Source organism: Pseudomonadales bacterium (assembly GCA_024234165.1).
GTDB lineage: Bacteria > Pseudomonadota > Gammaproteobacteria > Pseudomonadales > UBA5518 > UBA5518.
Window position 1 is genome coordinate 39,572 of sequence record JACKOP010000001.1, and the last position, 11,731, is coordinate 51,302.

Annotated in this window: 11 protein-coding genes and 1 tRNA gene; 9 read left to right on the forward strand and 3 right to left on the reverse strand. The window is 61.6% G+C overall.

Annotation, left to right across the window (positions count from 1 at the left end; genetic code table 11):
- Positions 1-284: 284 nt before the first annotated feature.
- Positions 285-752, reverse strand: a complete 468-nt coding sequence (locus tag H7A12_00175) for a hypothetical protein (GenBank protein MCP5319245.1) — start codon at positions 750-752, stop codon at positions 285-287.
- A 27-nt stretch (positions 753-779) separates the two neighbouring features.
- Positions 780-1,574, reverse strand: coding sequence for a glucose 1-dehydrogenase (locus H7A12_00180; protein ID MCP5319246.1), 795 nt, complete (start codon positions 1,572-1,574; stop codon positions 780-782).
- A 173-nt stretch (positions 1,575-1,747) separates the two neighbouring features.
- On the opposite strand from H7A12_00180, the gene H7A12_00185 reads away from it, so the two are divergent.
- From H7A12_00185 to H7A12_00215, 7 genes are all read left to right on the forward strand, one after another.
- A tRNA-Ala gene (locus H7A12_00185) sits at positions 1,748-1,823 on the forward strand.
- 134 nt (positions 1,824-1,957) lie between these two features.
- Positions 1,958-3,337 (forward strand): DNA repair exonuclease, encoded by a 1,380-nt coding sequence (locus H7A12_00190; GenBank protein ID MCP5319247.1) that lies wholly within the window; start codon positions 1,958-1,960, stop codon positions 3,335-3,337.
- Positions 3,334-5,967 (forward strand): AAA family ATPase, encoded by a 2,634-nt coding sequence (locus tag H7A12_00195; protein ID MCP5319248.1) that lies wholly within the window; start codon positions 3,334-3,336, stop codon positions 5,965-5,967. The genes H7A12_00190 and H7A12_00195 overlap by 4 nt, the downstream gene beginning before the upstream one ends.
- 406 nt (positions 5,968-6,373) lie before the next feature.
- A complete protein-coding gene (locus H7A12_00200) occupies positions 6,374-6,628 on the forward strand; it encodes a type II toxin-antitoxin system Phd/YefM family antitoxin (protein MCP5319249.1) in 255 nt (84 codons plus the stop codon).
- Positions 6,628-7,053, forward strand: coding sequence for a type II toxin-antitoxin system VapC family toxin (locus tag H7A12_00205; protein ID MCP5319250.1), 426 nt, complete (start codon positions 6,628-6,630; stop codon positions 7,051-7,053). Before H7A12_00200 ends, H7A12_00205 begins: the two co-directional genes overlap by 1 nt.
- A gap of 190 nt (positions 7,054-7,243) precedes the next feature.
- Positions 7,244-7,474 (forward strand): hypothetical protein, encoded by a 231-nt coding sequence (locus H7A12_00210; GenBank protein ID MCP5319251.1) that lies wholly within the window; start codon positions 7,244-7,246, stop codon positions 7,472-7,474.
- Entirely contained in the window at positions 7,471-8,490 is a 1,020-nt protein-coding gene (locus tag H7A12_00215; protein ID MCP5319252.1) for a Fic family protein, read from the forward strand. The genes H7A12_00210 and H7A12_00215 overlap by 4 nt, the downstream gene beginning before the upstream one ends.
- Before the next feature lie 39 nt (positions 8,491-8,529).
- Here the strand turns inward: H7A12_00215 and H7A12_00220 are convergent, their stop codons facing one another.
- Complete coding sequence (locus H7A12_00220; GenBank protein ID MCP5319253.1) at positions 8,530-9,627, reverse strand: ankyrin repeat domain-containing protein; 1,098 nt, start codon at positions 9,625-9,627, stop codon at positions 8,530-8,532.
- 126 nt (positions 9,628-9,753) lie between these two features.
- Between H7A12_00220 and H7A12_00225 the strand changes: the two genes are divergently transcribed.
- Both H7A12_00225 and tnpB read left to right on the forward strand, forming a co-directional pair.
- Positions 9,754-10,098 carry an IS66 family insertion sequence element accessory protein TnpB gene (locus H7A12_00225; protein ID MCP5319254.1) on the forward strand — a complete coding sequence of 115 codons (345 nt, stop codon included), beginning with the start codon at positions 9,754-9,756 and terminating at the stop codon, positions 10,096-10,098.
- Positions 10,092-10,448, forward strand: coding sequence for an IS66 family insertion sequence element accessory protein TnpB (gene tnpB / locus H7A12_00230; protein ID MCP5319255.1), 357 nt, complete (start codon positions 10,092-10,094; stop codon positions 10,446-10,448). Before H7A12_00225 ends, tnpB begins: the two co-directional genes overlap by 7 nt.
- Positions 10,449-11,731: the final 1,283 nt, after the last annotated feature.

Here is an 11,731-nt window from a genome sequence, read left to right on the forward strand (position 1 = left end):
GCGTTCATCCTCCGTGGCAGGCGGGTTGCCGCACGCGAGGAGGGCGTCATTGACGGACAACGAGCGACCGCACTGCGGTTCGGCTCGGCGACGTCGCCGGTTCGTTACGAATGGGATCCGGGGTCGTTTCCGCGCGTACGCACGGAATTTCCCTTCCGTAGGTCGGGATTCATCCCGACGTATGGGAGTTTCCGCGTGTGCGCACGGAATTTCCCTTTCGTAGGTCGGGATTCATCCTGACGTATGGGAGTTTCCGCGTGTGCGCACGGAATTTCCCCAGGGACTCAGGCGGGAGGACGAAGCGGAAGCAGGGTGTGTGCCGGAGCAAGCGCTCCGATCAGCGGCAGGCCGTCGAAGCCGGATGTTGGCCGGGCCGGGTGCAACACGGTGTCCGTTGCAGGCAGCGCACTGCCGGTGGCAGCACAGTGGGCCGCACAGCCCATGCCGTGCGTGACGGGGTGCGAACAATCACCGCTGTTTGCACCGGCACAGCAGGGATGGGCGTCTGAGTCGGCATGAAGCGAGCCGTGTGCATCCTGGCTCGGGTTGTCATGGACATGCGATGCGTGCGCCGGGTGAGCGCGCGAGGCCTGCGCGGCTGGTGGTGCATCGATGTTGCGCACGAAGCCGTATGAGGGCAGCGCGAAGCATGTCCACAGCGCGAGGAACAGGGTCAGCAGCGGTCTGTGCATCGGATGGACGGAGCCGGCACGTCGGATACGGTTGCCGCCAGTCTGTGTCGGGTGCTGCATCGTGTCAAATCGCCGCAAGTCTGCTGCTCAGGCGAATGCGCGCGGCAGTGGCAGGTTCAGCGCAGTCAGCCCGCCGTTCACGGCAATGATGTCGCCGGTCACGTAGGCTGCTGCCGGCGATGCCAGATAGAGCGCGCAGGCAGCCACGTCCTCGATCTCGCCGAGCCGGTTCATCGGCGTCAGTTCGATCATGCGTCGTTCGATTTCGGGGTTCTGCAGCACCGTCAGCAGCGACTCGGTACGCGTCGAGCCAACCGCGATCGCGTTGACGCGGATCTTCGGAGCGAACTCCTGCGCGAGTTCCTGCGTCAACAGCGACAGCGCGCCCTTGGCGGTGCCGTAGGCGGCGAATCCGGGCGCGGGAAAGTTACCGGCAACCGAAGAGATATTGATGATCGCACCACCGCCGGCGGTCGTGACCATGCGCGGTGCCGCGATACGTGAAAGCGCAAACGCGGTGCCTACATTGAAGCGGAAGGCATTCACGAACTCCGCAGTCGATGTCTTCAACGCCGGGCCGGGCGGAAAGCCGCCGGCGTTGTTGACCACGATGTCGAGTCGCCCGTAGGTGTCGATGGCTGCATCGACCAGGGCCGCGAGCTGCTCTTCGCGCATCACGTCGGCAGGCAGTGCCAGCGCGTTGCCGCCCGCAGCGCGAATCTCTGCGGCAACCGCGTCGATCTGTGCCTGCGTGCGCGCACCGATCACCACGCTGGCACCGGCCTCGGCAAACGCACGCGCACAACCGGCGCCGATACCGCGCCCGGCGCCGGTGACCAGCGCCACCTTGCCGTCGAGTCGGAACAGGTCGAGGATGCCCATGATGCGTCACCTTGCTGGCGTGCAGGCGGCGAGGCTAGCAGCTTCGCCCGTCCGTGCCAAACGAGTCTCTTTATTGCGCCGCCTTTTTGGCTGCCTACATGAGTGCTGGCCGTTGTGTGCTGGCCGTTGTTGACAGCCCCGGGGGGCATTCCTAAACTGCGCGCTCCTTTCTGGGGGCCATAGCTCAGCTGGGAGAGCGCTTGCATGGCATGCAAGAGGTCGCCGGTTCGATCCCGGCTGGCTCCACCAACACCACTTTTCCTCCATACAAATACCGTCTGATCGCGGTGCCCATGGGCGAGCGCCGATCCATGGGCGACCGCCGGTCGCCCGTACGGGCGATCCGCGATCGCCCAAGCGCCGATTGGCACGCACGGCCCTCCATGGGCGAGCGCCGCTCGCCCCTACGGCGTGATGCGATGTGCAGGCCCGTACCGGGCGATCCGCGATCGCCCAGGCGTCGATTGGCATCTATCCCCTGTATGGGCGAGCGCCGCTCGCCCCTACGGCGTGATGCGATGTGCAGGCCCGTACGGGCGATCCGCGATCGCCCAGGCGCCGATTGGCACGCGCCGGCATGGAATCGATCACCCAAGGGCACCTATGATTCGGCCTTCCGCAACAGGAGCAAGCCGATGCCACGGTTCCTGCATACCGCCGACTGGCAGATCGGCCGCCGTTACAGCGCCTTCGAGGCGGAAGACGCTGCCGCGTTGTTCGAGGCGCGTTTCGCCGCGATCCGGCGCATTGCCGAACTGGCCGCGAGCGAACGCGTCGATGCCGTGCTGGTTGCCGGCGACGTCTTCGACAGCCAGTTCATCGCGCATCGCGACCTGCACCGCACCTTCCAGGCCATGCAAGCATTCGCGGGGCCGTGGCTGATGATCCCGGGCAACCACGATGCCGCACTGGCAGAAAGTGTGTGGGAGCGGGCGGCGCGCATCGGGGCCGTTCCCGCCAATGTGCATATCTTCACCAAGATTGGCGTGTATCTTTTTGAAAAAAATGGCTTTGCCGTGCTTGCTTCCCCGCTCACGCAGCGCCATACACACGACGATCTGACGGACTGGTTCGACCGCAGCGACACACCCGCCGGTCTGCTGCGCATCGGCCTTGCGCACGGCAGCGTCACCGACGTGTTGATGGAGGCTGCCGATTCGGCGAATCCGATCGCCGCCAACCGGGCGCAAACGGCCCGGCTCGACTATCTCGCGCTGGGTGACTGGCACGGCACGAAGTGCATCGACTCGCGCACCTGGTACAGCGGCACGCCGGAGCAGGAACGCTTCAAGGACAACGACCCCGGCAATGTGCTGCTGGTGGATATCGCCAGTCCTGGCGCGGAGCCGGAAGTTTCTGTGCATCGAGTGGGCGTTCATCGCTGGATCAGGCTCGAGCGTACACTCAGCGTGTCCAGCGACCTGGATCGACTGCTGCAGGAGCTTGGGGGCCTGGACGAAAACGCCGTCATCGACCTCGACGTATCGGGCCAGCTCGATCTTGCCGACCAACAACGATTGCAGCACGCCGTTGACCAGCTTGCCGCCCGCCATCGTTCGTTCACCTTCAACGACGATGATCTTCATCTCGAACCCAGCGACGAGGACATCGTCGGCCTGGGTGCCGATGGCTATGTCGGCGAAGTCATTGCCACCTTGCGCGAGCAACAGAAGGAAGACTCGGATGAGGCGGCAATCGCTCGTGATGCGCTGGCCATCCTGACCACGTTATTGCGCGAGCACGGCAGGGAGGCAAGCCGATGAAGCTGACCCGTGTCGAAATCGCCCAATGGCGCCAGTTCGGCGAGCCGTTTGCACTCGATGATCTGCAGCCCGGCATCAACCTGTTCACGGGGCCGAACGAAGCGGGCAAGAGCACACTGGTCGAAGCGATCCGGGCTGCGTTCTTCGAGCGGTACAAATCCGGCAGCGTCAAGCAGTTCCAGCCCTGGGGTGACAGCGGCGCGGAGCCGAGCGTCGCGCTCGAATTCAACTGGCAGGATCAGCGCTGGAAGCTGGCGAAGCGCTTTCTGGGTCATCAGCGCTGCGATCTGGACGTCGGCGGCAGGAAGCTGAGCGGTGACGAGGCGGAAGAACGCCTGGCCGGGTTCATGGGCTACAGCTTTGCCGGACGTGGCGCGAGCCGGGCGGAACTTCATGGCATTCCCGGTCTGTTGTGGGTGGAGCAGGGCACCATCCAGGAGGTCGACAAACCGGTAGAACACGCGGGCGAGCACCTGCAGAAAGCGCTCGGCCAGGACCTGGATGCGGTGACCAGCAGCAGTGGTGATTGGCTGCTTGCCCGGGTGGGCGAACAACGCGCCGAGTTGCTGACGAAGACCGGCAAGGCGACGGGTGAGTACAAGAAAACGGAAGACGATCTGGCACGAAGCGCGGATGAACTCGACAAACTGAACCAGCAACTTGCCAGTTACGAAGGCAAGGTGGACGAACTTGCGCGCCTGCAGGAAGAACGCAAACAAATCGACGCCGGCAAGCCGTGGGAAGCGCAGCGCCAGCGCGCGAAGGAAACACAGGCCCGGCTGGATGACATCAACAAGCTCGTCGAGCAGCAGGATCAGGCGCGGCGCGAACTCGGTGACTGCGTACGACAGCTGGAACTATTGCAGGACAGACTGCGCAATTTCGAGGATCAAAGCCGGCAGCTTGCCGAGCGCGATCAGGCACGCACTGCGGCGCAAGACGCGCTGAACAGGCTGCTGGCGAACGGCGAGGCCATCGAGGCACGTCAGCATGAGGCGAATGAAAAGCTGCAAGTTGCCGATCTGATTTTCCGTCTGGCGCGCGAGCAGGCGTATCGCCAGCGCCTGGAAAACACCCGGACCGAACTGCAGAAGTCACTGCAGCATCACAGACAAACTCTCGCCACGCTCAGGGAACAGCAGCAGGAGCTGCGGGATCGACGCGAGCAGCGCCAGCAAAAGGCCATCGATCCGCAGAAACTCGAATCACTGCGGCGTTTACAGAAACAGCTCGACGCACTGCTTCTGCGCAAGGAAGTCGCGGCAACACGACTCGTCTGGCAACTGGAACCCGGCAGGACTTTCACCGTCGACGGGGAAGAACTTGGCGATGCGGGCGAGCGGCTGCTGCTGCAAAGGACCAACCTCACGATCGCAGGGCTGGGCAGCTTGCACATCACACCCGGCGGCAAGGATGCAGGCCAGCTTGCGCAGGACGAGGCGCGTCTTGCGGCTGATCGGGCCAGCTTGCTTGCCGAGCTCGGGGTGCAGGATCTGGTCGAGGCAAACGCCAGGGCGGAGGAGTGCGGTCGTCTGGATCGCGAGATCGAATTCCTGAATCGACACTTGCAGGATCGTGCTCCGCAAGGTGTGGATGCCTTCGTCGATCAAATTCACGACAACGAAAAGCAACTCGAATTCCTCGACGAGCAACTCCAATCTTGCCCACCCGCACAGGAGGGTATTCCCGCCGAAGACGAGGCCGCGAGTGCGCGCGATTCGGCAGACGAGGCGTTCAAGGCGGCTGACGAGGCGTTTCGCACACATCGCGAGCAACTCATCGGGGCACGAAAGGCGCACGAGAATGCCAACAACGAATGGCTGCGGCTCAAGGAGTCGATCGACAACCCCGACCGCCGGCAGACACAGCTTGAAACCACTCGCAACCTTGTCGAACAGGAGCGTCGGCAGAGGGAACTGCAGTCCGAACTTGACCAGCGCCAACAAGAAATCGACGCAGCAAATCCTGTTGTGCTGAAAGACGACATCGAGCGTTTCGAAAATTCAGCCAAGGCGCTGGAAGAGACTGCACGCAGGCGTGAACGCGATAGCGATCGCCTGCAAACCGAACTGGAGACTCTGGGCGCCCCGGATCTGGAAGAACGGCGCGATGTGCTGCAGCAGCGTGTCGAGGCGCTGCGGCGTCGCCACGCCCAATTGCATGCCCGCGCCCGGGCGCTGGATCACCTGCTCGGACTGCTGCAGGAGCACAGGCGGTTGTTGACGCTGCGCTTGCAGGCACCCCTGCAAAAACACCTGACGCACTATCTCAACCTGCTGTTTCCCGGCGCGAGCATCGCGGTGGACGAGAACCTGATTCCCCGGGTGTTGCAGCGCAATGGTGCGCACGGTGATCTGGCCGATCTCAGCTACGGTGCGCGCGAACAACTCGGCCTGATCTCTCGCCTGGCCTATGCCGATCTGTTGCGGGAGGCGAACAAACCGACGCTCATCATCCTCGACGACGCGCTGGTCCACAGCGACAGCGATCGGCTCGATCGGATGAAGCGCATCCTCTACGACGCAGCCAGGCGCCATCAGGTGCTGCTGTTCAGTTGCCACCCCGAGAAATGGGCTGACCTGGGAGTACAGGTTCGGGATTTGCAGCGTATGAGGGCGTCCATTGCGTGAGGTGCCATCGCCGGATCCGTAGGGGGGGGAGCCGCCGATTTGTACGGGCGAGCGGCCGATTTGTACGGGCGAGCCGCCGATTTGTACGGGCGAGCGGCGGCTCGCCCCTACGGGCACGATGCCATCGCCGAATCTGTAGGGGCGACCGCCGGTCGCCCCTACGGGCATGATGCCATCGCCGGATCGGCACGCCCGTTCGGTTCGTGTGTACGGGCGAGCGGCGGCTCGCCCGTGGAGCGCTGCTGAAGACACATATCCAATGCGGTGGAAATCCGTAACAGATGATTTTTCGGTATATCGCCTGATGTCGGCATGGCATCTGTTGCCACCGTCTTGATCAGCAGTTTGTCTCCCTGTCAATTTTGTAACAACATAACTGCATTGTGTTTGCTGTAGAGGGCACTCCATGACCATCACGACCCTGTCCAGTCGAGAGTTGAATCAAGACGTGACGCGAGCGAAGAAAGCCACCAAGCACGGCCCGGTGTTCATCACCGATCGCGGTAAGCCGGCTCACGTGCTGTTGAGCTTCGAGGACTATCAGCGGCTGACGAAACAGCGACGCAACATCGCCGATGCACTGGCGATGCCGGGTGTTGCAGACATTGAGTTTGAGCCGCCGCGTGTGATCATCGAAGCCCGGACGGCTGATCTCTCATGATGTACGTGCTCGATACCAACGTGCTGTCCGAGTTGCGCAAGGTACGGCTTGGCAAGACCGACGCGAATGTGACGATATGGGCGGAAAGCGTCGATGCCGCCGACCTTTTCGTGTCGGCCATCACCATCATGGAGTTGGAGCTTGGCGTTCTGTCGATCGAACGCAAGGATGCCGCCCAGGGAGCCATGCTGCGTTCGTGGCTGGAACAGCACGTACTGCCCGAGTTTTCCGAGCGCACGTTGCCTATCGACACCGCTGTGGCGTTGCGCTGCGCTCGGTTGCGTGTGCCAGACAAACGCTGTGAGCGTGATGCGCTCATCGCCGCGACGGCACTGGTGCACGGCATGACGGTGGTTACGCGCAACGTGGCCGACTTCAAGCCGACGGGAGTGACCATCGTCAATCCGTGGGAGCCGTTGACATGACGCCCTCGCGTCTTTGTACGGGCGACCGCCGGTCGCCAACGGATGTACGGGCGAGCGGCTGATTTGTACGGGCGACCGCCGGTCGCCCCTACGGGACGATGCCCTGACTGGATTGTAGGGGCGAGCCGTGCTCGCCCGTGGGGCACGATGCCATCGGCGAATCTGTAGGGGCGAGCGGCTGCTCGCCCTGATGGGCGTGACCACAAACGCGGCCAGCATCAGCAGCAAGGATGGCATCTCGGCGCCGACCCTGTACGCTTGGAAGCGTCTTTTTCAGGAACAAGGATGCGTCGTGACCAAACGAGCGGGAAATCCCGAGCACTGGGATGGCAAGGCCCGGGTGGCCACGCTCAACCAGACCGCAGCGATGAATGAAGCCGAGCATGGTGGTTGGTGTCGCGAGGGTGGGGTGTTGGCATGAGCTATCAGCCGCCTTATCTGATCACGCCTGAAATCGTCAGCCTGATAGCTGAAATTGGCGAGATCATTGGTCGCTATACCCTCCTGGCCGAACAACGGATGACGCCGCGTCTGCGACGTGCCAATCGCATACGCACCATTCAGGCGTCTCTGGCCATTGAAAACAATACACTCACGCTCGAACAGGTCACCGCGGTAATCGAAGGCAAACGTGTATTGGGGCAACCCCGTGAAATCCAGGAGGTGCGTAATGCCTTTGCGGCTTATGAATCACTGGAGAGATGGTCACCTATCTCGGAGCAGGACCTGTTGGCGGCACACGCAACCTTGATGCGTGGGCTGGTGGATGAAGCGGGTTGTTATCGAACCGGTGGCGTTGGCGTATTTCGAGGCGAACACTTGCTGCATATGGCCCCTCCGGGGGGACGCGTGCCCATACTGATGGCCGATCTGTTGGGCTGGCTGTCCACTACCAATGAACACCCCTTGGTGACGAGTTGCGTTTTTCACTATGAGTTCGAATTCATCCATCCCTTTGCCGATGGCAATGGACGTATGGGACGTTTGTGGCAAACGTTGATCTTGCGACACTGGAAACCGCTGCTGTCATATCTGCCGGTCGAGACACTCGTTCACGAGCGACAGACTGCGTATTACCAAGCGCTCGCCGTAGCGGATCGACAATCCAGTGCGACACCGTTCATTGCATTCATGCTGGCATCCCTTAGGGATGCCTTGATCGAGGCCACGGCCAACACTCATATCGGCGACCAAGTAACCGACCAGGTAGGCGACCAAGTAAGTCGACTACTCCATACCATTGGTAACGGCACGATGTCTGCGAGTGCCCTGATGCAGGCTCTGGGGCTCTCACATCTGCCAAGTTTTCGGAAAACCTATCTCAACCCAGCTCTCGATGGTGGCTGGATCGAGCGCACCCAGCCAAATGCACCTCGCAGCCCGACCCAGCGTTATCGCCTGAGCAGCAAGGGCGCGAACTGGTTGGGCCGACGGTAAACCAGAGCGTGTTCGAGCATCAAGTGGCTGGAAGGCGAGTTATGTCCTCGGCAATTTGATTCCGTGCACGGACAGTAATTGCAGGATATTGTCATCAGTGTCCTCCGCAACTCGATCAACTATATCCGCAACGGTTTCCCGACCTTTTGGTACTCCTTGTTTGAACAACAATTTGAGAATATCGACAATGCTTCCTTCTCGCTCATCCTCGTCCTTTTCAACCCAGGACCTCAATGCCAGTTCCAGTGCAGAGCCTGCAGCAGAACCATAGGCGCCTGGATCGCTGCCGGAACGCAGCAACAGGTTCACCATGTCCGTATGTTCGCCTGTGACAGCGTTATGCAGTGCGGTTTCGCCATCTTCGTCCTTCAGGTTGGGATCGGCCTTGTGAGCCAACAGAAGGCGGGCAATATCAACATTCCCGTCGGCAGCGGCATCCATGAGTGCCGTTTTTCCGGATGTGGCGAAGAAAGAAGACTCACGCCATTTTGACTGGACATTGGGATCAGCTCCGTGCTTGAGCAGCAACTTGACAATATCCGTGTGTTCCTGGGTTGTAGCGTTCATCAGCGGTGTGAAATTGTCATGGTCAGCGATATTCGGATCGACGCCAGCCTTGAGCAGAATCTTGACCACGTCCAGAGACCCCATGTAGGCGGCACGCTTGAGTGGGGTGAATCCATTTCGTCCGGTCCTGTTGACGTTTGAGCCAAGTTTCAATAATTTTTTGATGGTGCCAATGTCTTGATTGCCTACTGCAATATATAAGGGTGTGACGCCACCTAGCTCATCGGAACCTTCCCGCAGTATGGCTTCGGCAGGTGGAATTTCAAAATCCACCTTGGCACCTTGCTTCAACAAAAAATCGATTATTTCGTCATGACCGTTATTGATGGCAATGCTCAGTGGAGTCGCACATATATCATTCATGGCGTCCAGATCAGCACCATGCTTAAGGAGCAACCGACACATTTGAAGGTTTCCAGTGGCCGCGGCTCCCCAAAGTGCAGTGCAGCCACCAACCCCAATTTCTTCATGGGGGAAGGTAGAGGTGCCATTTACGTCTGCACCAGCACTCAGGAGCACCTTAACGAGGTTTTCATTATCGATGAAAACAGCCAGGAGTACAGGTCTCACGCCCTTGTTGTCAGGCTGTTCGATGTCTGCGCCATGCCGTAACCGTCCAAACCACGCCGTTCTGTTATCCCGTCTGAACCTTCGCGATGCTCTGCTTCAACGAAGTGGTGTTGGAGGAGTATCGCCATGGGTTCGGCATCGACGGGTTCAGGTTCTGTGCGCAAGTATGCGCGTCACAGCGCGGCACGGTGGCGCGCGTTGATCAGCGAGTTCGAGGCAAGCGGTGTTTCGCAGCAGGCGTTCTGCACCCGCCACGGCCTGGCGAAGAGCACCTTCGAGCTGTGGCGGCGCAAGCTGCGCGGAGCCCAGAGCGCCGATATGGCGAGTGTTCGGCCCGAAGCGCTGTTTGTCGAGCTGACCGCGCCGGTGGTCGACAAGACCGAGGTGCTACCGACCACACCTGCGTGGGAGGTAGAGCTCGACCTGGGTGCGGGCGTTGTGCTGCGGCTGCGCCGGGGCGCGCCATGCTGAGCGTCAGCAGCGCATCGCGCATCTGGCTGTGTCTGGAGCCCACCGACATGCGCTGCTCGTTCGATGGGTTGTCGGCGCGGGTGAAGCAACACCTGGGAGAAGACCCACTGGGTGGCAGCCAATGGTTCGCGTTTCTCAACCGTCGCGCCACGCAGATCAAGGTGCTCGGCTTCGAGGCGGGCGGCTACTGGATCTGGTCGAAACGACTCGAGCGCGGACACTTTGCACGCCTGATGACACGTGATGGACGCGTGAAACGCGCGCTGTGCGCCACCGAGTTTCTGGCGCTGCTCGAAGGCGTCGACGTCGAGATAAAAAGGCAGCGAAAACGCTACCGAACAGCGGCATGAACAGGGGCATTCCGGTACAATGGCGGCACGGTTTTCCTGCAGTATTTTCCGCCCTTGAACACCGCTTCGCGCATCGCCGAACTCGAACACACCAATGCGCAACTCACGGTGCGGATGGCCGCGATGACGCAGAAATTTGGCGCGGATCTCAGCACACTGAAGCAACAGTACGGCGCCGAGATCGCAGCGCTGAAGCAGCAGCTCGACTGGTTCAAGCGTCAGCTCTTCGGGCAGAAGAGCGAGAAGCAGCTGAGCATCGATCCTGCCGTGCAGGGCAACCTGCTCGATGCACTCGGCGTGCTTGAACCTCCGCAGAAGTCCCCACCGCCTCCCGAGCAGTCGATTACCTACACGCGCCGGCGCAAGGTGCGCGATGCGGCGGTGAACGACTCGGGACTGCGCTTTGGTCCGGATGTCACCCGCGACGTGGTCACCATCGTCGATCCGGCGATTGCTGGCGTACCCGAGGCGGCGCGTGCTGGTCTCCGAGCGCGTCAGCTACCGCCGGCGCAACGCCCGGGTAGCTACGGGATCATCGAGTACCACTACCAGACCGGAAGCTGGTCGAAGAGCAGCGCATCGTCAGCACCCGGCACCGGCAAGCGTGCTCGAGCGCTGCGTGGCCGATGTGAGCCTGCTGGCCGGAATGCTCGTCGACAAGTTCTGCTACCACCTGCCGCTGTATCGCCAGCACCAGCGGATCGCCCAGTGCGGCATCCAGCTGAGCCGTACCAGCCTCAGCAACTGGAGCGGACGGGCCATCGATCTGCTGCGCCCCATCGCAGCGGCCCAGCACGCCCACATCCTCAGCGGATCGGTGGTGGCGATGGACGAGACCCGATCAAGGCGGGACGCGAGAAGCAGGGCAAGATGCGCGGGCCTACCTCTGGCCGATCTACGGCGAGGACGACGAGATCGTCTTCCACTACGCGCCGACCCGGGCGCACCACCATGTCGAGAAAATCACGGGGCCGGACTTCCGGGGAACGCTGCTCTCGGACGGCTACGCCGCCTACAGCGCCTATGCGGCACGCAAAGGTGGCGTTACCCACGCGAGTTGTTGGGCGCATTGCCGCCGAGGCTTCGAGCAGGCACAGGATGCCGAACCGCAGGCGGCGGCCGAGGCGCTGGCGATGATTGCCGCGCTGTACCGGCACGAGCAGATCATCCGGGAACAGAACCTGGACCGGGAACACAAGCTCGCTTACCGAACACAGCACAGCGAGCCGATCGTCGACCGCTTCTGGCACTGGTGTGACGACCAGTGCCACCGCATGGATCTG

Excerpts from the sequence above, each read along its gene's own strand:
- H7A12_00175 (MCP5319245.1), bottom strand. The coding sequence starts at position 752 with ATGCAGCACCCGACACAGACTGGCGGCAACCGTATCCGACGTGCCGGC.
- H7A12_00180 (MCP5319246.1), bottom strand. The coding sequence starts at position 1,574 with ATGGGCATCCTCGACCTGTTCCGACTCGACGGCAAGGTGGCGCTGGTC.
- H7A12_00190 (MCP5319247.1), top strand. The coding sequence starts at position 1,958 with ATGGGCGAGCGCCGCTCGCCCCTACGGCGTGATGCGATGTGCAGGCCC.
- H7A12_00195 (MCP5319248.1), top strand. The coding sequence starts at position 3,334 with ATGAAGCTGACCCGTGTCGAAATCGCCCAATGGCGCCAGTTCGGCGAG.
- H7A12_00200 (MCP5319249.1), top strand. The coding sequence starts at position 6,374 with ATGACCATCACGACCCTGTCCAGTCGAGAGTTGAATCAAGACGTGACG.
- H7A12_00205 (MCP5319250.1), top strand. The coding sequence starts at position 6,628 with ATGTACGTGCTCGATACCAACGTGCTGTCCGAGTTGCGCAAGGTACGG.
- H7A12_00210 (MCP5319251.1), top strand. The coding sequence starts at position 7,244 with ATGGGCGTGACCACAAACGCGGCCAGCATCAGCAGCAAGGATGGCATC.
- H7A12_00215 (MCP5319252.1), top strand. The coding sequence starts at position 7,471 with ATGAGCTATCAGCCGCCTTATCTGATCACGCCTGAAATCGTCAGCCTG.
- H7A12_00225 (MCP5319254.1), top strand. The coding sequence starts at position 9,754 with ATGGGTTCGGCATCGACGGGTTCAGGTTCTGTGCGCAAGTATGCGCGT.
- tnpB (MCP5319255.1), top strand. The coding sequence starts at position 10,092 with ATGCTGAGCGTCAGCAGCGCATCGCGCATCTGGCTGTGTCTGGAGCCC.